The organism is Streptococcus infantarius subsp. infantarius ATCC BAA-102 (genome assembly GCF_000154985.1).
Lineage (GTDB): Bacteria > Bacillota > Bacilli > Lactobacillales > Streptococcaceae > Streptococcus > Streptococcus infantarius.
In genome coordinates this window covers 109285-131142 of sequence record NZ_DS572692.1, presented here as the reverse complement: position 1 = coordinate 131142, position 21858 = coordinate 109285, and the positions used below count along the sequence as shown (strand labels likewise).

Below are 21858 nucleotides of genomic sequence, written 5' to 3'. Positions count from 1 at the left end.
ACTTGAATCAGTTAGTAAATTTGCGGATCTAGAGATAGCTCAGTACTAGAAATTTATAGATGAAACTGGAAATCTATCAGAAGGATTATTCGCTAAAATGGTGAATTTTGGCTTTTTATCTCTGACAATACCCGAAGAATATGGTGGCTCTGGTTTTGATTATGATATTGCCTGGGAGGTGGTTTATGAAATTTCGAAAAGAAGTGCTTCAATTGGTTGTATACTTGAAGGACACTATAAAACTATTGATCAGATAAAAAGATTTGCGGAAGATAGGCTAAAGGAGCAATATCTTCCGCAGAGAAACCAATGTATATTTGGCTTTTCCTCAACTGAACCATCGGGTGGAACCAATATACGTAATATGAGAACTGAAGCTTTCTATCAAGATAATTATTGGATAATTAACGGGAGTAAAGTAATGATTACAAATGGTGGTCTTGCAGAGGTATATTGTGTAATTGCAAAAGCAGGTACCAAGTTCCACGAAGGTAAGTCTAGATCCTAATACACATAATTTAAAGAGAAATGGGACCATAGGGATAATGAATCCCTATGATAAGAATGCAATTGAAGTTGTACTAAGCCTGAGAGAATATTATGGCGGTCAAGTTATTATACTTTCAATGGGACCGGAGGAGAATAAAAAGTCCATTCTGTTAACAGTGATAGAAATGCGCCTATTTTTGATATCTCTGATTATGCCTATGTTGGGGATGTAAAGGAGTTTTTAACAGAATTAAATTTACAAATTTAATAAGTCTTTGAATTACAGTGTTGAATAGAAAATTCACTGAAAGGCTAAGTGCAGCTAGATATGAACTATCCAAAAGTACTACTCTTGTGATTAAATCAGGACGGCACCCGTTGAGTTATGAAACTTAATGAGTGCTTTTTTTATTTTCCTTTCATAAACTCGTTCTATTTATGCTCTAGTACTCTTTCTTAATCATTTGAGCAATCATGTTAAGGTCGACATTAAAAAATATGCCAATTTAGAATAAATCACACACTTCACTAAAGGACAGCGGGTGAAATGCCCATGAATGATTTAACCAATCATACCCACGGAAGTTAATAATATAAAATAGAGAGAAACTAATATGAAAATTAAATTTGTATCGGTTGAGAATAGCATAGCTGAGTGGGCAGATAAAAAAGCTATATTGAGGAGATGGGAAGGTCTAAATCAATATACACTGAACAGATGGTTAGGTGAAATGAGAGATAATAAGCAGTTTAAAGATTACGTGATCAACCCAACTCATAAACTAGTCTTTATTAATTTGGAAGACTTTGAAGAGTTTTTAAGATGGAAACAAAGGGCGGTAAAATAAAAAGAATCATGATATAATATAAAATGGTTATATTTCTATGATTGATTTTTCTTTTCAAGTTTAAGGAAACGAAAATGTACTATAGAACAAAAACTAATTCAAAAGGAGTTACTCGATACGAAGTTGTAGATAAATATAAGGATCCACTAACTGGCAAGTGGAAGACAGCTGTTGTAAGTTATCATAAAAACACGAGTCGCGCTCGAAAACAAGCAGAACGTAAGCTCAAAGATAAAATTGAGAGATTAGTTAATGGCAGTGAAGCTCAATTTAATTCCCAGTTGATAAGAACTTTCGGAGAGTTAAAGATGAGTTGGCTAGAAACCTGGTCGGTATCAGTAAAACCTCAGACAATAAAAAGAGAGGCTTTTGTGATAGAACGTCTTGGTGAAATTATTGGTGATGATTATTTACTCGAACGCTTAACACCATTATTGATGAAAAGGTGTTTGACTACCTATAAAAAGCACTTGTAACAAAATTTTTAACCATGGTGTTCTTTATAATGTTATTCAGTTCTCACCAATGTCTGTAATAAAGCTAGAAACGTCCCTTGAGAAAAAGCGTGAAACAAAGAAAAAACGAGAAGCAGAGTTTTTATAAATTCATGAAATTAGAGCTTTCTTTGAAACACTAAGTCGAAGAAGAAACCCGAATTACTATGACTTGGCTATAGTTTTACTATTTTCAGGACTGCGAATCGGGGAAGCTGCTTTTACAAAGAAAGATTTTGATGCTGAGAGAGGTATACTACATATTGATAAGGGTTTACAATATCATGATTTGAAAGTTTCAGAATTCTACTTTGATGAAACTAAAGCAATAAATGCTGATCGAGATGTTGCTTTACCTAAAGTGGCTTGTGATGCTATATTAAGGACTATACAACGAAGTGAAGAGTTTGACCGCTATGCGATTGAAAATCCTTGCGAAGCATTTACATTCTCTGAGAGTGTTTTTAGAACAGAATATGGTTCACCAATAACTTCGCATTCTTTCCGGGAAGTACTTACTCGTGTTGAAACTGATCTTATTAAAAACTGCGAAGAGAGATACGGTTTCAAACCGACAAAGCATGTAACCCCTCATTCCTTTAGACATATCCATATTACCTATTTACAAAGTGAAGGTATGAAAGTTGCTATAAAAGAAATTATGGAACGTATTGGACATGCTAATTATGAAACAACTATGTTGTATACTCATAGTCAAGGAATATCTCAAAACCAAACAGTTAAAGCCTTAGATAAATTTATTGATAGAAATAATTTTAGATTTGAAGCATTAAAATCTTGGTCTAGCAAATATTCCAAAATATTAAATGATGAAATAGAAAATAATCTTGATTCAAAAATGATTGAATTTTCTTTAGATGATTTTAGAGACAAACTTGGTCTAAAATCAACCTATACACCTAGGCATATAACTGCAAATATAATTCCTAAGCTTAAGAAAGAAATATCAAAATATTACAAGTCATTTGATATTTCTTATTTAAGAGAAGGAAAACAAAAGGTTGTTGGTTATAGGTTAACTTGGTGAATATAAAATCTTGGTGCCTGTTTGGTGCCTAATAAAAAATAGGCAGGTTTTTCAAAAAAAAACTTGCTACGAAAGGATTTATAAACTTATGGCTACTATTCAATGGTTCCCAGGTCACATGTCTAAAGCTCGTAGACAAGTGCAAGAAAATATTAAACACGTAGATTTCGTGACTATTTTGGTCGATGCTCGTTTGCCACTATCAAGTCAAAATCCAATGCTAACTAAAATCGTTGGTGATAAACCAAAACTTATGATTTTAAATAAAGCTGATTTGGCTGATAGCAATCGTACAAAAGAATGGCGTCGTTATTTTGAAAGCCAAGGAATTAAAACTCTTGCTGTCAACTCAAAAGAACAAGCAACTGTAAAATTAGTTACAGAAGCAGCTAAATCTTTAATGGCTGACAAATTAGCTAAATTGCGTGAACGTGGTATTCAAAAAGAAACTCTTCGTACGATGATTATCGGTATTCCAAATGCAGGTAAATCAACTCTTATGAACCGCTTAGCTGGTAAGAAAATCGCCATTGTCGGAAATAAACCTGGTGTCACAAAAGGACAACAATGGCTTAAATCTAATAAAGATTTGGAAATTCTTGACACCCCAGGGATTCTTTGGCCAAAATTCGAAGACGAAGTGGTTGGTCTAAAACTTGCTCTTACTGGAGCCATCAAAGACCAACTCTTACCAATGGACGAAGTAACTATCTTTGGACTTAATTTCTTCAAAGAACATTACCCAGAACGTTTGATTGAACGTTATAAAGGCATTGACTTGGAAGAAGAAGCACCAGAAATTATCATTGCTATGACACAGAAACTTGGTTTTCGTGATGACTATGATCGTTTCTACGCTCTTTTTGTCAAAGATGTTCGTGAAGGTAAACTTGGACGCTACACATTAGACATTGTAGGAGATGTTGAAAATGGCGACCGTTAAAGAAATCAAAGAAGCGCTAGCAGAGATTGATAGTCTTGATGACGTACGCTGGCAATCCTATGAGGAAGATAGTCGAGCTGGCGTGCAAAAAGCTATTATCCAGCGTAAAAAGGTTATTCAAGCCGATATCGACGAAGACTTGCGTTTGGAAAATATGTTGCGCTACGAAAAAGAGCTTTATCAGGCTGGTTATGAAGCTATCGGAGGCATTGATGAAGTAGGACGTGGGCCATTAGCGGGTCCTGTCGTGACTGCCTGCGTTATTCTGCCTAAGAATTGTAAAATCAAGCATCTTAATGATTCCAAGAAAATTCCTAAAAAACATCACGAAGAAATTTATGAAGAAGTTCTTGCGCGTGCTTTAGGAGTTGGTATTGGTGTTATTGATAATAATGTTATCGATGATATCAACATTTATGAAGCGACAAAAGTTGGTATGCTCCAAGCAATTGACCAAATCAAGGGACAAGTGACTAAACCCGATTATCTTTTAATTGATGCCATGCACTTAGACACTGACATTCCTCAGCAATCACTTATCAAAGGAGATGCTAATTCTTTATCAATTGCGGCAGCCTCTATCGTTGCCAAAGTCACTCGTGACCGCATGATGGCGGATTACGCCAAAGAGTATCCTGGCTATGCATTTGAAAAAAACGTCGGTTACGGTACTAAAGACCATCTTGTAGGCCTTAAAGAACACGGTATTACACCAATTCACCGTAAAACATTTGAACCAATTAAATCTATGTTGAAGGAGAACTAAATGACAAGCGAAAAAGAAAAAATGCTAGCTGGTCAGCTATATGATGCTGGTGACAGTGAGCTACTTGCCATGCGTTTACATGCCCGTAAACAAATCACACTCTTTAATAATGAAGAAGACCGTCAGAAACGTAAAGAAATTATCAAATCATTATTTGGTTCTACAGGAGATAACTTGCTAATGGAGCAGCGTTTTGTCTGCGATTACGGGTCAAATATCTACATTGGTGAGAACTTTTTCGCTAATTATAACTGTACCATGTTAGATGTCTGCGAGATTCACATTGGAGACAACGCTATGATTGGTCCGAATTGTCAGTTTTTAACTCCTCTTCACCCACTAGATGCAAAAGAACGTATTTCTGGTTTGGAATATGGAGCGCCAATAACTATTGGTGATAATGTATGGCTTGGTGGTGGGGTAACCATTCTACCAGGTGTCACTTTAGGTGATAATGTCGTTGTTGGTGCTGGCGCTGTTGTAACCAAATCATTTGGAGATAATGTGGTTATCGCCGGAAATCCAGCTAAAATCATCAAAATATTAGATTAACTCAAAAAATCTCACAAAGTCCTATGGTTATAGGACTTTTTTTCGAATAGAAAAGTAGTGAGGTGACTAATGAATAATTTTGAACTATTTAAATTAAAACAAGCAGGACTAACAAATCACAATATTCTAACCATTTTAGATTATCAAAAGCGAGAGAAGAAATCTCTTTCCTTGCGCGATATGGCTGTGGTGTCCAAATGTAAGAATCCTATTTTATTTATAGAAAAATACAAAGATTTGGATAGTAAAACTTTGCGAAAAGTCTTTAACCAATACCCTAGTATTTCAATACTAGATGACGACTATCCGCTGGAATTAAAACACTCTTATAATCCGCCTGTTTTGCTTTTTTATCAAGGCAATATTGAGCTACTAAATCGTCCAAAAATTGCAGTAGTAGGAGCACGCACAGCCACACAGACAGGAACCAAGTCCGTTCAAAAAATTATCAAAGAACTTGGAAATCAATTCGTCATTGTCAGTGGCCTAGCTAGAGGAATCGATACCAGCGCACATATTTCAGCCCTAAAAAATGGCGGGGCGACAATAGCAGTTATTGGCTGCGGTCTTGACGTCTATTATCCCAAAGAAAATAAACAGTTACAGGACTACCTTAGAAAAAATCATTTGATTTTAAGTGAATACACAGCAGCAGAAGCGCCGCTAAAATACCATTTCCCAGAACGCAATCGCATTATCGCAGGGCTATCCCAAGGCGTCATAGTAGCAGAAGCTAAGTTGCGATCTGGCAGTTTAATTACTTGTGAGCGCGCTCTAGAAGAAGGACGAGACGTTTTTGCCATTCCAGGTAATATTTTGGACGGAAAATCTGACGGATGTCATCATTTAATCAAAGAGGGCGCAAAGTGCATCACATCAGGCCTAGACGTCCTTTCAGAATACCAATTGTAAACAAGTTTTTTCTATTAAATACAACTTTTTTATTGACAGTTTGGAAAAAGCGGGGTATTATGTTATAAGTTTATTACTGATAGGAAGTGAGCTTATGGCAACGACTACTACAAAAGCCCAAACAGCTGTTAAAAAGACAAGTAAAAAAACAACAAAGAAAAAAACAGCTGCCAAGAAAAACTTGGTTATTGTGGAATCACCAGCTAAAGCAAAAACCATTGAAAAATATCTAGGACGCAACTATAAAGTTGTCGCTTCAGTTGGTCATATCCGTGATTTGAAAAAATCAAGCATGTCTATTGATTTTGAAAATAATTATGAACCGCAATATATTAATATCCGCGGTAAAGGTCCTCTGATTAACGATTTGAAAAAAGAGGCTAAAAAATCTAAAAAAGTTTATCTCGCAAGTGACCCGGACCGCGAGGGAGAAGCTATTTCATGGCATTTGGCACACATTTTGGGACTTGATGAAATCGAGAAAAACCGTGTTGTTTTCAATGAAATCACCAAAGACGCTGTCAAAAATGCCTTTGTTGAACCACGCCAAATCGATATGGATTTGGTAGATGCGCAACAAGCCCGTCGAGTTCTTGACCGTATTGTTGGGTATTCTATCTCACCATTGCTTTGGAAAAAGGTTAAAAAAGGTCTTTCTGCAGGTCGCGTTCAGTCTGTTGCATTAAAACTCATTATCGACCGTGAAAATGAGATTAGAAACTTTAAACCTGAAGAATACTGGACAATTGATGGATTCTTCAAAAAAGGAACTAAAAAATTCCAAGCTGCTTTTTATGGCATCGATGGTAAAAAACTAAAACTTAGCACTAACGAAGAAGTGCAAGAAGTTCTTGCTCGTCTTACTAGTGATGAATTTAACGTAGCAAAAGTTGAAAAGAAAGAGCGTCGTCGTAACGCACCACTTCCATATACAACATCATCTCTTCAACAAGATGCTGCTAACAAAATCAACTTCCGTACACGTAAGACTATGATGGTTGCTCAACAGTTGTACGAAGGGATTAGTCTTGGTAAGAGTGGTACACAAGGTTTGATTACTTACATGCGTACCGACTCTACACGTATCAGCCCTGTTGCGCAAAATGATGCTGCAGGCTTTATTACTGAACGTTTCGGTGAAAATTACTCTAAACACGGTAATCGTGTGAAAAATGCTTCAGGTGCTCAAGATGCCCACGAAGCTATTCGCCCATCAAACGTTAACTTAACACCAGAATCTATCGCAAAACACTTGGACAAAGACCAATTGAAACTCTACACATTGATTTGGAATCGATTTGTCGCAAGTCAAATGACAGCTGCGGTGTTTGATACCATGAAAGTTAACTTGGAGCAAAATGGCGTGCGCTTCACAGCTAACGGTAGTAAAGTCAAATTTGACGGTTACTTGGCTGTCTACAACGATTCTGATAAGAATAAAATGTTGCCCGACATGGTTGAAGGCGATGTTGTTAAGAAAGTTTCAACAAGTCCTGAACAACACTTTACTCAACCACCTGCACGTTATTCTGAAGCCACTCTGATTAAAACCCTTGAAGAAAACGGTGTTGGTCGACCATCAACTTACGCACCAACACTCGATGTCATCCAAAGACGTTACTACGTTCGCTTGGTTTCAAAACGCTTCGAACCAACTGAATTAGGCGAAATCGTTAATAACTTGATTGTTGAATTCTTCCCAGATATCGTTGATGTCAAATTTACCGCTGACATGGAAGGTAAACTTGATGAAGTCGAAGAAGGAAAAGAACAATGGCAAAAAGTCATTGATGCTTTTTACAAACCATTTGAAAAAGAACTAGCAAAAGCAGAAACTGAAATTGAAAAAATTCAAATCAAAGATGAGCCTGCTGGTTTTGACTGTGACGTTTGTGGACACCCAATGGTAATCAAATTAGGACGCTATGGTAAATTCTACGCTTGTAGCAATTTCCCAGAATGTCACAATACCAAAGCCATCACAAAAGAAATTGGTGTGACTTGTCCAATTTGTGGCGAAGGTCAAGTGATTGAACGTAAGACAAAACGTAATCGTCTTTTCTATGGCTGTGACCGATATCCTGAGTGTGAATTCACTTCATGGGATAAACCAGTCGGACGTTCTTGTCCAAAATGTGGTCAATTCCTCGTTGAGAAGAAAATTCGTGGCGGTGGTAAACAAGTCGTCTGCAGCAGCGAAGAATGTGACTACGAAGAAGCAAAAGTTAAATAAATCTTTCAAACCTTGCAAATTTTCTTTGTGAGGTTTTTTAGGTCAGTTTTTATTGCCATTATAATAGACCTATAAGAGAGGTGGTCTATGAATTATTTTGCATTAATTGGCGACATTATTGATTCAAAGAAAATCGATAATCGATACCAAGTTCAAAAAATATTAGAAACTTGCTTAAATGATTTGAATACAGAATTTAAAGAAGTATTGGTTTCAAAATTATCTATTACATTGGGAGATGAATTTCAAGGATTATTGACGCTTGATGCCCCTTTATTTCAAATCATTGATCGTATTAATCTTGCTATGCAACCTTATCAGGTACGTTTCGGAATTGGGATGGGAAAAATTCTAACAGATATCAATCCCGAACAAAGTATTGGTGCTGATGGTCCAGCTTACTGGCATGCCAGAAAAGCCATTAACTATATTCATCAAAAAAATGACTACGGCAATACACAAATTGCGGTTTCTTTTGATGATGAGAATCAAGTCAGCGTTGTTAATACCTTGATTGCAAGCAGCGAAGCTATTAAATCAGATTGGCGAGCAAGTCAAGAAATAATTTTAAAAGAACTGTTAACTCTAGGCATATATGATGAACAGTTTGATCAGCAAATACTTGCAAAACGCTTAGAACTAACAACCAGTGCTTTATCAAAACGGCTTAAAAGCAGCAATATCAAAATTTACCTTCGCGCACGTAAAACGGCTTTAAAATGCCTTAAACATCATGGAGAGGAGTTAGCTTAATGCCTATTACTGGACTTTCTCACTATCTCATTCAAAATCCCATTTTGGCACTTTTCTTAATCTGTCACTTTTTATCTGATTTTCACCTACAAGGTCAAACAGTTGCAGATCGTAAAAACACAGATAAAAAGTACCTTTTGATTCACCTATTAGGTGTTGCTTTACCTTTGGTCTTAGTAACTTGCTTTTTACCAAGTCTATGGTTGACGAGTCTGCTTATCTTACTTAGCCATGCTATCATTGATTTTAGAAAATCCTGTGTCGCTAAGTGGCTTCGTCTCAACGCTATGTCGACTTTTTTAGCAGATCAAATGCTTCACTTAGTGATTATCGTGTTATTAACAGGAAGCATTTTTTGTCCTTATCTGACTGTCAATGCTACAACAGCACAAATTTTAAACATGATTCTATTTCTTATTCTCATCACTAAGCCAACAAATGTTGTTTTCAAGATTTTCTTTCAAAAATATCAGCCTCAAGACGATCAAAAAATGGATACCATTCCAGGTGCTGGGGCAATCATCGGTCTTTTAGAACGTGTTGTCATGAGTATTTGCATCATCTTTAATCAATTTGCCTCAATTGGGCTTGTCTTTACAGCAAAACCGATTGCACGCTACAATAAAATAAAAATATCTGAAAGTCCTACTTTTGCAGAATACTACTTAATTGGATCACTTTTTAGCATATTTAGTGTTTTACTAGCTGCTTGAATTTGCCTCTTCTGATGATTAGAGCTTAAATTGGTTAATAATATTTACATAATTTAAGTTATGTCATATGATTCGATATTTTATTTGTATTTCACTGATTTTATGTTATGATAGTCAAGTATCAAAAATAGAAAGATTCAGATATGGGCCAACTCCCACATCTGGAAAATGAGTTTTAGGCTTTTCTAAGCTCATTTTTGGAGGTATTAGTATATTGTCTCAATCATCATACATTAACGTTATTGGAGCTGGTTTAGCTGGTTCTGAGGCTGCTTATCAGATTGCTAAGCGCGGTATTCCAGTTAAACTTTATGAAATGCGTGGGGTCAAACCAACACCTCAGCATAAAACTGATAAATTTGCTGAACTTGTTTGTTCGAATTCACTACGTGGTGACAGTTTGACAAACGCGGTCGGTCTTCTTAAAGAAGAAATGCGCCGTTTGGATTCTGTTATCATGAAAGCTGCTGAAAGCACGCGCATCCCTGCTGGTGGCGCTCTTGCAGTTGACCGTGACGGATTCTCACAAATGGTAACTGACGAAGTCACAAATCATCCACTTATCGAAATCATTCGCGAAGAAATCACTGAAGTCCCAAATGATGCTATTACAGTTATCGCTAGTGGACCACTTACTTCAGATGCTTTGGCTGCAAAAATCCACGAATTAAATGGTGGCGATGGTTTCTATTTCTACGATGCAGCAGCACCGATTGTTGATAAAAGTTCTATCGACATGGATAAAGTTTACCTTAAATCACGTTATGACAAAGGGGAAGCTGCTTACCTTAACTGCCCAATGACAAAAGAAGAATTCATGGCTTTCCACGAAGCTCTTGTCAATGCTGAAGAAGCTCCGCTAAATTCATTTGAAAAAGAAAAATACTTCGAAGGTTGTATGCCAATCGAAGTCATGGCAAAACGAGGCATTAAAACAATGCTCTATGGTCCTATGAAACCTGTCGGACTAGAATATCCAGAAGATTATAAAGGACCACGTGATGGCGAGTTTAAAACACCTTATGCCGTTGTTCAATTGCGTCAAGACAATGCAGCTGGTAGCTTATTTAACATCGTTGGTTTCCAAACACACCTTAAATGGGGAGAACAAAAACGTGTGTTCCGTATGATTCCAGGCCTCGAAAATGCTGAATTTGTACGTTACGGCGTTATGCACCGTAACTCATACATGGATTCACCAAACCTTTTGACTGAAACATTTGCTACACGTCAAAATCCAAATCTTTTCTTCGCTGGTCAAATGACTGGTGTTGAAGGTTATGTTGAATCTGCTGCATCAGGTCTTGTAGCTGGTATCAATGCTGTGCGTCGTTTCAAGGGTGAAGAACCTGTTATTTTCCCTCAAACAACAGCTATCGGTGCTTTACCACACTACATCACTCATGCTGAAAGCAAACATTTCCAACCAATGAACGTTAACTTTGGTATCATTAAAGAACTCGAAGGACCACGTATCCGTGATAAAAAAGAACGTTACGAAAAAGTTGCTGAACGTGCCTTGAAAGATCTGGAAGAATACCTTAACGTTTAATACACTATCTTAGAAGAGGTGACAAAATGTTTCCAATTCAATTAGGACTAAAAGCTAGCTGTGCCCCTGAACAAGTAGCTAGTCGCTTAAAATATCATCCTGATGTTTTTGAATTTTTTACAAGCGAAGTTGATTATACAGCTGATGGTTTAGAAAAACTTGAAGAAGCCATTCAAAAAGTCAAATCAAGTAGTGTAAAGACTATTGTTCTTCATCACCCTATGAAGTACCAAGGAAAGCGTTTGGAATTAGTAGCTCATCCAAAAAATAATGCTGAATTGGTTAACTTTATCGATTTTTCAACACAAAAATTACTTGATTTAGCAAAAAAATACGACTGTAAAGTGCTGGTTCACGGCTCTTACGAGTTAGAAGAAGCTGAACTATTAGAACCTTTTGCTTCAATCGAGGATGCTCGTCAGTATCTTTTCTCTCGCATGGATCACTTTTGTCATATTGGCAAAGACTATATCATGTTTGAAAATGGTATTTCAAAACTCTATTCATATGGAAATCCTGATTTTGATCGCTTACTTGCTCAAAAAGCTTACCCGCTTGCCTATGATGTTTCACATGCTTTTATCTATCTCCACGGTGATAATGAGGCTCTTCAGCAGTCTCTAAAGACTTTGAAAGATCATATCGTTCATTACCATTTGGTAGACTCACTTGGGCAAACGCATGATAGCTTAACGCTGGGGCATGGAAAAATTGATTGGGCGAAAGCTTTGCCACTCTTTAATGAGACAGCAAGTAGCATCTACGAAATTAACTTAAAAGATTTGACGAATCCAGTTGAACAACTCGAAAGTCATGCTTACCTAAAACAGATTGCACAAAACTTGTAAGATAATATAAAACACAGAAGTATTGGCTTCTGTGTTTTTCTTACATTTTTGTAAGATTTCATCCCCAAAACTGTAAGAAAAAAAGAGTTGATTTCCGATAAACTAAAGATGTCAATAAGAAAGGAGTAGCAGTATATGAAAGAAGAATTTAAACACTATCTTAGCCTATGGATTCATTTTTTCATTTGGATTGTATTGCTATTTCTTGGATCTATTGTTTATATCATCTCATATGCCTTTCGCATAACAAAGTAGAAGGAGGTGCTTAGTATGATTGAGCTATATAGTCTGATAACTATTCTACTTATCATCATAGTAGGAGTAGCAAGCTTAGCTTTTTGGTACTGGAGTGGGAGAAGACCGTTAAAAAAGCACTAAAAAGTTTTAAAAAGTAAAGACTAACTAAGCATTTCTGAGCTTGAAAGGGTATAATGAAAAAAAGGAGAAATTATGTTACTGGAAATCAATCACCTCGAGAAATTTTTTCGCACGCGTTTTTCAAAAGAAGTTACACGTGCATTGCAAGATGTCGACTTTAAGGTAGACAAGAATGAATTCATCGCCATCATGGGTGAATCAGGTTCTGGGAAAACAACATTGCTAAATATTCTAGCAACACTAGAAAAACCTACTAACGGTTCCGTTATTTTGAATGGTGAAGAAGTCACGAAAATCAAAGAAAGCCAATTGGCTGAATTCCGTTTGAAAAATCTCGGCTTTGTCTTTCAAGATTTTAACTTATTGGACACCCTATCAGTCAAGGATAATATTTTCTTGCCACTAGTACTTGGGCGCCTTCCCTATCAAGAAATGGAAAAACGTATCACAAGGCTAGCTCCAAAATTACACATTGAAGAGTTGCTTGAAAAACGTCCTTTTGAATTATCTGGTGGTCAAAAACAACGTGTTGCCATTGCTCGTAGTTTAATTACTAATCCGCAGCTTCTTTTGGCTGATGAACCAACCGCAGCGCTTGACTATCGTAATTCAGAAGATATCTTAAATCTTTTTGAAGACATTAACAGCTATGGCCAAACAATACTTATGGTAACTCACTCAGCCAACGCCGCAAGCCATGCTAAACGTGTGCTTTTTATCAAAGATGGTCGTATTTTCCACCAAATTTACCGTGGTAACAAGACCAATCAAGAATTTAGTAAAGACATTTCACTTGCCATGACAGCCCTTTTAGGAGGTGAATAAGATGTTCTATGCTAAACTAGCTTGGTCAAATTTGAAAAAATCACTTGATATTTTCGGCCCATTTTTACTCGCCAGTGTAGTCCTTTTTATCCTTGACTGTTCAACCTTGTTAATTCTCTTTAGTCCAGTATCAGACGACATGCGTTACAGTAACACCGTATTAGGGCTGGCTATTGTTGTTTTGATGATTTTTACAGTCATCATGGAGATTTATAGTTATAATTTCTTGCTCAAGCAAAGAAGTAGGGAATTTGGTCTTTACAATATCCTTGGGATGAATAGACGTCAGGTCGGTTTGGTGTCAACAATTGAATTAGCTATTATGTTTATAGGTGTTATCGTAATTGGCAGCATCTTATCAGCCATATTTTCACAATTGTTCTACCTAATTTTTGTTAATCTCTTACATTATGATAAGTTTGTTTTGACATTATCACCACTTGCGTTTATTTTGGCATCAGTAGCTTTTGCCGCTATCTTTGCTTTGCTAGAAGTGATTAATATTATTATCATTTATCGTTCATCACCTCTTGCTTTGTTTAAACGTCAAGAAAAAGGTGAAAAAGAACCTCGTGGAAATATAATTTTAGCTTTGCTAAGTATTATCAGCCTAGGTATTGGCTATTACATGTCTATTTCCTCTGTAAAAGTAGCTGCGCTTGTGGTTGTCTATCGTTTCTTCATTGCAGTAGTGCTTGTTATTATTGGGACTTACCTATTTTACGTCAGCTTTATGACATGGTATCTCAAACGCCGTCGTAAGAATAAAAACTATTTTTACCAACCAGAACACTTTGTCACAACTGCACAAATGATTTTCAGAATGAAACAAAATGCCGTTGGTCTTGCCAATATCACTTTGCTTGCTACAATGACTTTTGTAACCATCGCAACAACAACTTCTTTATATGTTAGTGGTCAAAATCAAGCCAATATTCTATTTCCTAAAAATACACAAATAACCTTTTCTAATAATGGCTATGTCGAGAAGGATTCTAGAATAATCTCTGAGGATGAATTTAAAGAAGAATTCCAAAATCAAATCGTCGATAAACTGGATAAGCCAAGCAGTGATTACATAACTTATCAGTCAGCCATGTCTTCAGCTTGCCTTGCAAATGAAAAAGTAATGGCTATTAATGACGATTCAATCAAACATCCCGATGTCAATACGTTTGGTGCTCTTTATTTAACAACTCAGGACGCTATTCAAAAACTCGGAAATGATCTTCCAAAATTAAAAGACAATCAAATTGCTTTTTACAAACAAAAGGGAGACAGTCAACTTGAAACATTGACATTGTTTGATAAAAAATTTGAAAACGTCAAAAACTTTAAAAATCTCAAATTTCCTGAGTTAGGAAATACCTATAATCCGAGTGTTATTATTTTCAGTAATAATGTGGTTATGGAAGAAATGCTAGAGCTTTTCAAACAACATGATCTCATGTTTCAAAGTACTTTTACAGCTTATGCTGATCTTTCAACTAAAGACATTTCAACAATCTCTGACGGATTAAAATCAGATAAAAACAGTGAAATCCAAAGTGATATTTACACTAAGAAAACCTTTATGAATGACATGTATGCTATTACTGGAGGTTTCTTGTTTACAGGATTCTTACTAGGACTCAGTTTCTTGCTTGGTGCAGCCTTAATCATTTACTACAAACAACGTACAGAAGGAATTGAAGATAAAAAATCTTATAAAATCCTGCAAGAAGTCGGAATGAGCAAAGAAGCAGTGAAACGAACAGTTAATTCACAAACATTACTTGTTTTCTTCATGCCACTTGGCGTTGCTATCTTACATTTTGTTTTCGCTTTAACTATGCTAAAACAAATGCTCTTACTCTTTGGAGTAGCTGGTTCAAGTATGGTTACTGTAAGTGGTATTACAATACTATGCTTGGTTATCATTTACTTCTTTATCTATAAACTAACAAGCCGAACTTATTATAAGCTCATCAATCGTTAGTTACTGAAAACTACTTTCTTTAATAAGACTAACTACAAATATTTTGATAAGAAACTCAGCTAAAAATGGTCGTAAAGACCATTTTTTGTTAGAATGAAGCTATGAAACAAGGAAAAATTTATATCGTAGAAGATGACAACACCATTGTAACTCTATTAAAACAGCATTTAAGCAAAGTTTATGATGTCTTTAGCGTTAATAATTTTCGTGCGATTAAGCAAGAAATCGAAGAAATTAAGCCTGATTTGATTTTGATGGATATCACTTTGCCTTATTTCAATGGTTTTTATTGGACAACAGAAATTCGTAAAACGATGACTTTACCAATTATCTTTATCTCATCCAGCGATGATGAAATGGATACTGTTATGGCACTTAATATGGGAGGAGACGATTTTATTTCTAAACCCTTCTCATTGACTATCTTAGATGCTAAGATATCAGCTTTTTTGCGTAGAGCCTATCAATTCACTTCCGACAACTATCAACTCGATGAATTTTCGTTATCACGTGAAGGAATTTTATCAAATGGGAGCAAGCAGATTAACCTTTCTCCAACAGAAAATAAAATCCTTAGTATTCTATTTGAACACCAAAATCAAGTTGTGCCAAAGGAAGAGTTGTTAGAGAAATTGTGGGAAAACGAAAGTTTTATTGACCAAAACACCTTAAGTGTCAATATGACACGCTTACGTAAAAAAGTTCAACCATTAGGATTTGATCGCATTCATACCGTGAGAGGAGTCGGTTATCTTTTAAAATGATACGACAATTTTTTAAAGAATTTGGTGTTTGGTATCTTACCTACACCATTTTAACAACCTTATTTTTAACCACTTTTATTCTATTTCACTTGCCGATTGCCTACTTTAAAGTCAGTTTTAGTGTCAACATCACCATTCTTATCTTTATCACGATTTGGCAATACTATAAATTTAAGCGCAAGCAATTAATTTTACAACAATTTATTTACGTAAAAGAATTGAATGATTTTCACTTGCCGTCTGAACAAGCTTTTAGAGCAATCATCTGTCAGCAAAAAGAAACTCATGCTAGTGAGCTCTTAAAACTTCAAACTCAGATGGAAAATATTCAAAACCTCATTAAAATGTGGTCACATCAGATGAAAGTTCCTTTGTCAGCTCTTTCTTTGATGGCTCAGACTGACCAACTTGACCCAAAAGAAGTGGAACAGCAGTTAAATCGTCTACAAAATTATTTAGATACCTTGTTAAATTATCTTAAATTCAGCCAAAATAAAGACGATTTTCGATTTGAGAAACTATCTGTCAAAAATATCACAACCTCAATCATCAAAAAATATCGTATTCCTTGTTTATTAAAACACCTTTCTGTTGAGGTGACAGGTGATTGGGAACTCAATTCCGACAGAAAGTGGGTTAATTTTGCTTTAACTCAATTAATCGATAATTCTATTAAGTACTCAAAAGAGGGGGGAAAAATTGCCATTCGTATCCCTCAATCTAGCATTGAAATATCAGATGATGGTATCGGCATACTTGAAGAAGATTTACCACGTATTTTTGAAGAAGGTTTCACAGGCTTCAACGGTCATGAACATCAAAAAGCCACAGGTCTTGGTCTTTATATGACAAAACAAGTCCTAGATAGCCTTAATCTTGATATCACAATTCAGAGTCAAATTGACCAAGGAACACAAGTTTTCATCACACCTAAAAAACGTTAAGCAAGACTATTTCGTCTTGCTTTTTTACTGAATATTTTTTATAATATTGTTAGTTTATAAACTAACATAGAAAGGAGGAAGCTATGTTTTCTGGAGAAAAATTAAAAGCACTGCGTCAAGAAAATGGCTATTCTCAAGCTGATTTAGCCAAAAGACTACAAATATCAAGAGCTTCGTACTTTAATTGGGAGAATGGTAAAACAAAACCAAATCAAAAAAATTTAGGACAATTAAGTCAGATTTTTAAAGTTGATGAAACGTATTTTCTTTCTGAGCATGATATTGTCAATACTTACTTACAATTGAATCCAGATAATCGCTTAAAATTAGAGAACTACGCAAAAAATCTCCTAAAAGAGCAAGAAATTGTTAAACCATTACCAAAACTTTACTCTTATAAGGTTTTTGAAAAGTTATCTGCAGGTACTGGTTACTCTTATTTTGGCGATGGCAATTACGATACAGTCTTTTATGATGAGCAGTTAGACCACGATTTTGCATCTTGGGTTTTCGGTGATTCAATGGAACCAACTTATCTAAATGGTGAAGTGGTCCTTATTAAGCAAACTGACTTTGATTATGATGGAGCCATTTACGCCGTTGATTGGGATGGACAAACTTACATCAAAAAAATTTATCGAGAAGAAGATGGATTACGTTTAGTCTCTCTCAATAAACATTATGCTGACAAATTTGCACCTTATTATGAAAATCCACGAATCATTGGAAAAATCGTTGGGAACTTTAAACCTTTAGAAATTTAACTACATAATATTATTTATGCAAAATGGCTAATTAACAGTTTTTAAAATTACTTTAACATATAAAAATCTGGACTAATTTTATAGTCCAGATTACTTTTTACAATTTATCAAGCGCATTTTTTTGTTCATCATTAACGATATGGGTATACAAGTCAGTAACCTGAGTGCTGGCATGCCCTAATTGGTGACTAACCAAAACTTGTGATTTAGTTGCGCCATACAGTCTCGTTGCTAATGTGTGACGAAGTTTGTGGGGAGTCACACGAACCTTAAAATCTTGCGAATACTTGGCAACCAATTTTTCAATACTTGAAGCATCGATACGATTTGGAACACCACGGTATTCTGTTAAAAATAGTGCTTGATCTTGTTTTTCTGCTTTATAACGAGGTGCACGAATTTTTAAATAGTCTTCAAGATAAGGTTTGGCAAAAGCAGCAACATTCACAGAATCGCGTTTGCCACCTTTACGAGTGATTTCGATAACCATCATATTCAGATGTAAATCCTTCAAATCAAGATTAACAGCCTCAGAAAGACGAACACCAGATGCAAGAAGAAGTGAAATAATCGCTAAATCACGCTCCTTGTTCTTCTGAAAGGAGGAGAGAGCGCGGTGTGAGAGCTTGTTTTGGTATTCCTTATCGATGTATTCGATAAATGCCATGGTCTCATCGCCTAAAAAAAGCTTCCCTTTAATATTTTCAGCCCGAGCTGCCAAGGTTTCCTTCTTTTTCTTGGTTGAAATCTTTTTCATGACATTTCGATAGAAGTAGGGGTCACCATTTTCGTCCTCGACCTCTTCTGTCAGATACTTAAATAAGCTTGAAAGTGCTGAGAGAGTGCGGTTGATAGTGGTTTGTGAAACTCCTTGCTTGGTTGAATAGGTGTTTAAAGAAGGACGTTCACGCAGATAAAGTACGAAAGATTCCATATCTTTTTTTGACAAATGTTCTAAAGTACCTAATTCAATATCAGTAATCTGATTAGCATTTGAAATACCTGAATCAAGAATCCATTCAAAAAATCGTCGATATTCCTTGAGGTATTCATACAAGGTTGTAAAACTATATGGTACAGAAAGTTTTGATTGGTAATAGTCAAGGACATACCAAGGCATTATATTTTTTAGTTCATCAATTTTTTCAAGTAATTTTTCTCGTTTCATCTGAAAATCTCCCTGGATATCTTTATAGTAGTAGTTTATCATAGACTGATTTGTTTTTCAAGAAAATTACAGTTTTTCGGAAAGATGTTATGAAAAATTTTAGAAAGAGCTGATTTATATTAATTTTATATTATCGTCAAAAACATTTGATTTTATACGTTTTTCTGCTCATTAGTTTTTATTGACTACTTATTCTTCCTATTCTCATGCTCAAAATTTTTTTCGAAAAAATTTTCACTGGATAAATGGCAAATTGTCTTTAGCAAATCTTTATAAGGTAAAATTTTGACTCTTTATCTGTCTTTTTAGGCTTTATAACTTACCTACTTTTTTAAGTGTTTTTAGGCGTTTTTTTGTCTTTTCTTCGTGTCATTTGTCATGAAATTTGCTAAAAACACCTTCTATTTTGGTTTTTTAGACTTGATTTTTATTATTTGTAAGCGAATTCAGTGTTTTTCACACATTAAAGAACCCCATAGCTTTTAAACTGCGGGGATTTTTTATTCAACAAACTCAATAATATTACCTTTGCAATTCTTGATTAACTCATAATCGTGCGTCACAACGATAATTGTTTTTCCATTATGTGCCATTTCTTGTAAATCGTCAATCATTTTGGTCATTTGTCCGTTGTCCGTGACACAAGCCGCTTGTAGGCTCATCTAAAACGATGATAGGTTTATTGGAAGCTTTTGCCATCGCTAATAACAAACGTTGATTTTCTCTTCCTGATAAACTTTGCGGATGTCTTTCCAGCTTATCGCTCAAACCAAACTAGGTGAGCGCATCTTTTTTAGCTTTCTTGTTATCGCTAACAATGGAAATTTCCGTGTCTTTTTCAATCATCATCAATCGCTTCAATTCCGCCTACACAAACATTCTAACTATCATATTCTTAATGTACACTTTACACAAAAAATAATTGATGACTATTTAGTTGGACAATACGAATTAAGTCAAGAGCTGATTTTTCAAATTTTCCAAGAAACGAAATGTTTTATTAGTGATAAGATAAGTAAAATTGCTGATGAAATTCTCAATTATAAGATTTCATCCGTAGGGAGTGAACTTTTTTACGAAGTCAAAGCGAAAGAGTGGCTAAGCATAATCATCGATGATTACTATAGTCAACAAAAAGAGAAAAAGATTAACCCTGACGATAATCAAGTCCTGGATAATGTCAAACATTACATCAATGATCATTTGACCACCACTATCCCCCAAGATTTACTAGCAAAAATCGCTATGATGAGTAAGACAAAGCTAAAAAATCTATTTAAATTCAAATATAACATGACAATCACTGAGTATATTCAAGAGCAACGCATGAACTTGGCTGAACATTTGTTAACAACAACGCAATTAGAGATTAAAGAGGTTGCTAACGCTGTCGGTTATAAATCACATAGTCGTTTTTCAAGCCTTTTCAAAAAATATATAGGTGTTTATCCTCATGAATTGAAAAAGCAAACAACTCTTCTTACAACAAGACTCCCTTGTGACACTTGTTGTAATCAGACTTGTCAATTACAAAATAACAGCTAATACGTGACAGAGGCTAAACTAAAGGCTGATTTCAAAGTCAAAAATAGGCTCTACAATCTTGTCGAGAACTTCGTAACAAAGATTGTAGAACCTATTTATAAATTTATCCTTCCATACTCAAATGTATTCTTTTCTTGAGTATGCGAAGGAGTAATAATTTCATTTTCTTCCCAATTGATCTGCTATTAGGATTGCCTGTTTGTATTTTTCCGGATCAAACGGTGTATTTTTGTATTCATTTGTCGTCATTGCAACTTCAACAATTTTAGGAACATCTTTTTCTTCTAGTCCCAAATCTTCCAAGGTAACTGGAAGGCCTAGCTTTCTATTAAATTCAGCTACTTGTGTAAGTTCATCCATTTCATCATAATAAGCATGAAGGACTAAGACACCAAACGAAACTACCACACCGTGCAAATATTCTCCCTGACGAGGAATTGACATAGTGGCGTTATAAAAGGCATGAGCGTGGGCAGAATTGTAATAAAAGTCTGGTTGATTAACTAGATTTGAGGCATATCCTGTTGAGACAATGATATCAAGGGCGATTTCTTCGACAGCCTTGCTAGCACGACTGCTTTCCACATCTTTCATGGCTTCTTCACCATAACGATAAAAGGCTTCCTTAGATGATAAGGCAATTGCACGTCCCAAGGTTGCTGTATGTGACAGGATTTGTCCTTTTTTTAGAGCCTCATCTGAGGCGTGTTCAACTTCTGGCGCTTTTGAAATACCATCTGCAATCCCTGCCCAAAAGTATTTTGTTGGTGCTTCCGCAATAATACGAGTATTGATAAAAATATGTAACGGAGCATCGGGATAGCCATATGAGTTGACAGAATGGTCTTCATTGTAAACAACAGCGATAGCTGTTCCTGCTGAACAATTAGAACAAATGGTTGGAAAGGTAAATACAGGCTTATCTAGTGTTTTTGCGACCATTTTAGTTGTATCTAGTGCTCTACCACCACCAAAACCAAAAATAACATCTGCTTTTTGGACATTTTCATCAGCGGCTAACCGCTCAATGGTAGCTAGAGTAGAATTTTCACCATATACTAGACTTGTTAAAATGTCATAGGAAGTACCTTCTAGCACTTGTCGAACTTCCTTCTCAGCACTTGCTAAGGCATTTTCTCCTCCAATAAAAGCAATCTTCTTAAAATCATACTTTTTGAGAACGTCTGGTAATTCTTTGTATGCATCTACACCATAACTATAATTTGACATCATTGTTGTTGTCATATTAAACCCTCTTTTTCTAAAGTATTATCATTATTATACACCTATTTTGAAAATATATACTATTTTTTTAAAATTAATTTATCAGTACTATTGAAA

Annotated in this window: 20 protein-coding genes and 1 pseudogene; 18 read left to right on the top strand and 3 right to left on the bottom strand. The window is 35.5% G+C overall.

What is annotated here, in order from left to right; all coding sequences use genetic code 11:
* The first annotated feature begins 55 nt into the window (after positions 1 to 55).
* The 17 genes and pseudogenes from STRINF_RS05915 to STRINF_RS05830 all read left to right on the top strand — a co-directional run bounded on the left by STRINF_RS05915 (position 56) and on the right by STRINF_RS05830 (position 17804).
* On the top strand, positions 56 to 508 hold the full coding sequence (locus STRINF_RS05915) for an acyl-CoA dehydrogenase family protein (RefSeq protein WP_223903572.1): 453 nt from the start codon (positions 56 to 58) through the stop codon (positions 506 to 508).
* Positions 509 to 1103: 595 nt separating this feature from the next.
* Positions 1104 to 1337 (top strand): hypothetical protein, encoded by a 234-nt coding sequence (locus STRINF_RS05910; RefSeq protein ID WP_006532140.1) that lies wholly within the window; start codon positions 1104 to 1106, stop codon positions 1335 to 1337.
* 74 nt (positions 1338 to 1411) lie between these two features.
* Positions 1412 to 2879, top strand: a pseudogene (locus tag STRINF_RS10185) (tyrosine-type recombinase/integrase).
* A gap of 88 nt (positions 2880 to 2967) precedes the next feature.
* On the top strand, positions 2968 to 3822 hold the full coding sequence (gene ylqF, locus STRINF_RS05900; RefSeq protein ID WP_043878372.1) for a ribosome biogenesis GTPase YlqF: 855 nt from the start codon (positions 2968 to 2970) through the stop codon (positions 3820 to 3822).
* Positions 3809 to 4588, top strand: a complete 780-nt coding sequence (locus STRINF_RS05895; protein WP_043878371.1) for a ribonuclease HII — start codon at positions 3809 to 3811, stop codon at positions 4586 to 4588. The genes ylqF and STRINF_RS05895 overlap by 14 nt, the downstream gene beginning before the upstream one ends.
* Entirely contained in the window at positions 4589 to 5140 is a 552-nt protein-coding gene (locus tag STRINF_RS05890; RefSeq protein WP_006532135.1) for a sugar O-acetyltransferase, read from the top strand. It begins immediately after the preceding gene.
* A 69-nt stretch (positions 5141 to 5209) separates the two neighbouring features.
* Entirely contained in the window at positions 5210 to 6052 is an 843-nt protein-coding gene (gene dprA, locus STRINF_RS05885) for a DNA-processing protein DprA (RefSeq protein ID WP_006532134.1), read from the top strand.
* Between the two features lie 94 nt (positions 6053 to 6146).
* Positions 6147 to 8285 carry a type I DNA topoisomerase gene (topA, locus tag STRINF_RS05880; RefSeq protein WP_043878370.1) on the top strand — a complete coding sequence of 713 codons (2139 nt, stop codon included), beginning with the start codon at positions 6147 to 6149 and terminating at the stop codon, positions 8283 to 8285.
* A gap of 87 nt (positions 8286 to 8372) precedes the next feature.
* Positions 8373 to 9038, top strand: coding sequence for a SatD family protein (locus STRINF_RS05875; protein WP_006532132.1), 666 nt, complete (start codon positions 8373 to 8375; stop codon positions 9036 to 9038).
* Positions 9038 to 9751 (top strand): DUF3307 domain-containing protein, encoded by a 714-nt coding sequence (locus tag STRINF_RS05870; protein WP_006532131.1) that lies wholly within the window; start codon positions 9038 to 9040, stop codon positions 9749 to 9751. Before STRINF_RS05875 ends, STRINF_RS05870 begins: the two co-directional genes overlap by 1 nt.
* A gap of 214 nt (positions 9752 to 9965) precedes the next feature.
* On the top strand, positions 9966 to 11303 hold the full coding sequence (gene trmFO, locus STRINF_RS05865; protein WP_006532130.1) for a methylenetetrahydrofolate--tRNA-(uracil(54)-C(5))-methyltransferase (FADH(2)-oxidizing) TrmFO: 1338 nt from the start codon (positions 9966 to 9968) through the stop codon (positions 11301 to 11303).
* A 26-nt stretch (positions 11304 to 11329) separates the two neighbouring features.
* Entirely contained in the window at positions 11330 to 12151 is an 822-nt protein-coding gene (locus STRINF_RS05860; RefSeq protein WP_006532129.1) for a sugar phosphate isomerase/epimerase family protein, read from the top strand.
* Positions 12152 to 12601: 450 nt separating this feature from the next.
* Positions 12602 to 13354, top strand: a complete 753-nt coding sequence (locus STRINF_RS05850) for an ABC transporter ATP-binding protein (protein WP_006532128.1) — start codon at positions 12602 to 12604, stop codon at positions 13352 to 13354.
* A 1-nt stretch (position 13355) separates the two neighbouring features.
* A complete protein-coding gene (locus STRINF_RS05845; RefSeq protein WP_043878368.1) occupies positions 13356 to 15332 on the top strand; it encodes an FtsX-like permease family protein in 1977 nt (658 codons plus the stop codon).
* 101 nt (positions 15333 to 15433) lie between these two features.
* On the top strand, positions 15434 to 16096 hold the full coding sequence (locus STRINF_RS05840) for a DNA-binding response regulator (RefSeq protein WP_006532126.1): 663 nt from the start codon (positions 15434 to 15436) through the stop codon (positions 16094 to 16096).
* Positions 16093 to 17040: a sensor histidine kinase gene (locus STRINF_RS05835; RefSeq protein WP_006532125.1), complete on the top strand. Its 948-nt coding sequence runs from the start codon at positions 16093 to 16095 to the stop codon at positions 17038 to 17040. Before STRINF_RS05840 ends, STRINF_RS05835 begins: the two co-directional genes overlap by 4 nt.
* 83 nt (positions 17041 to 17123) lie before the next feature.
* Positions 17124 to 17804 (top strand): XRE family transcriptional regulator, encoded by a 681-nt coding sequence (locus tag STRINF_RS05830; protein ID WP_006532124.1) that lies wholly within the window; start codon positions 17124 to 17126, stop codon positions 17802 to 17804.
* 97 nt (positions 17805 to 17901) lie between these two features.
* Here the strand turns inward: STRINF_RS05830 and xerS are convergent, their stop codons facing one another.
* Positions 17902 to 18972, bottom strand: coding sequence for a tyrosine recombinase XerS (xerS, locus tag STRINF_RS05825; protein WP_014334723.1), 1071 nt, complete (start codon positions 18970 to 18972; stop codon positions 17902 to 17904).
* Positions 18973 to 19578: 606 nt separating this feature from the next.
* Positions 19579 to 19683: a hypothetical protein gene (locus STRINF_RS10570; RefSeq protein WP_231158968.1), complete on the bottom strand. Its 105-nt coding sequence runs from the start codon at positions 19681 to 19683 to the stop codon at positions 19579 to 19581.
* A 33-nt stretch (positions 19684 to 19716) separates the two neighbouring features.
* Here STRINF_RS10570 and STRINF_RS05820 point away from each other — a divergent pair, with 33 nt between their 5' ends.
* Positions 19717 to 20517 carry an AraC family transcriptional regulator gene (locus STRINF_RS05820; RefSeq protein WP_006532121.1) on the top strand — a complete coding sequence of 267 codons (801 nt, stop codon included), beginning with the start codon at positions 19717 to 19719 and terminating at the stop codon, positions 20515 to 20517.
* A 159-nt stretch (positions 20518 to 20676) separates the two neighbouring features.
* On the opposite strand, the gene STRINF_RS05815 is transcribed toward STRINF_RS05820, so the two are convergent.
* Positions 20677 to 21762: an iron-containing alcohol dehydrogenase family protein gene (locus STRINF_RS05815; RefSeq protein WP_006532120.1), complete on the bottom strand. Its 1086-nt coding sequence runs from the start codon at positions 21760 to 21762 to the stop codon at positions 20677 to 20679.
* Positions 21763 to 21858 lie beyond the last annotated feature (96 nt).

Bases quoted from the DNA above. Each gene is read 5' to 3' on its own strand.
- STRINF_RS05910 (WP_006532140.1), top strand. From the start codon at position 1,104: ATGAAAATTAAATTTGTATCGGTTGAGAATAGCATAGCTGAGTGGGCA.
- ylqF (WP_043878372.1), top strand. From the start codon at position 2,968: ATGGCTACTATTCAATGGTTCCCAGGTCACATGTCTAAAGCTCGTAGA.
- STRINF_RS05895 (WP_043878371.1), top strand. From the start codon at position 3,809: ATGGCGACCGTTAAAGAAATCAAAGAAGCGCTAGCAGAGATTGATAGT.
- STRINF_RS05890 (WP_006532135.1), top strand. From the start codon at position 4,589: ATGACAAGCGAAAAAGAAAAAATGCTAGCTGGTCAGCTATATGATGCT.
- dprA (WP_006532134.1), top strand. From the start codon at position 5,210: ATGAATAATTTTGAACTATTTAAATTAAAACAAGCAGGACTAACAAAT.
- topA (WP_043878370.1), top strand. From the start codon at position 6,147: ATGGCAACGACTACTACAAAAGCCCAAACAGCTGTTAAAAAGACAAGT.
- STRINF_RS05875 (WP_006532132.1), top strand. From the start codon at position 8,373: ATGAATTATTTTGCATTAATTGGCGACATTATTGATTCAAAGAAAATC.
- STRINF_RS05870 (WP_006532131.1), top strand. From the start codon at position 9,038: ATGCCTATTACTGGACTTTCTCACTATCTCATTCAAAATCCCATTTTG.
- STRINF_RS05860 (WP_006532129.1), top strand. From the start codon at position 11,330: ATGTTTCCAATTCAATTAGGACTAAAAGCTAGCTGTGCCCCTGAACAA.
- STRINF_RS05850 (WP_006532128.1), top strand. From the start codon at position 12,602: ATGTTACTGGAAATCAATCACCTCGAGAAATTTTTTCGCACGCGTTTT.
- STRINF_RS05845 (WP_043878368.1), top strand. From the start codon at position 13,356: ATGTTCTATGCTAAACTAGCTTGGTCAAATTTGAAAAAATCACTTGAT.
- STRINF_RS05840 (WP_006532126.1), top strand. From the start codon at position 15,434: ATGAAACAAGGAAAAATTTATATCGTAGAAGATGACAACACCATTGTA.
- STRINF_RS05835 (WP_006532125.1), top strand. From the start codon at position 16,093: ATGATACGACAATTTTTTAAAGAATTTGGTGTTTGGTATCTTACCTAC.
- STRINF_RS05830 (WP_006532124.1), top strand. From the start codon at position 17,124: ATGTTTTCTGGAGAAAAATTAAAAGCACTGCGTCAAGAAAATGGCTAT.
- xerS (WP_014334723.1), bottom strand. From the start codon at position 18,972: ATGAAACGAGAAAAATTACTTGAAAAAATTGATGAACTAAAAAATATA.
- STRINF_RS05820 (WP_006532121.1), top strand. From the start codon at position 19,717: ATGTCTTTCCAGCTTATCGCTCAAACCAAACTAGGTGAGCGCATCTTT.
- STRINF_RS05815 (WP_006532120.1), bottom strand. From the start codon at position 21,762: ATGACAACAACAATGATGTCAAATTATAGTTATGGTGTAGATGCATAC.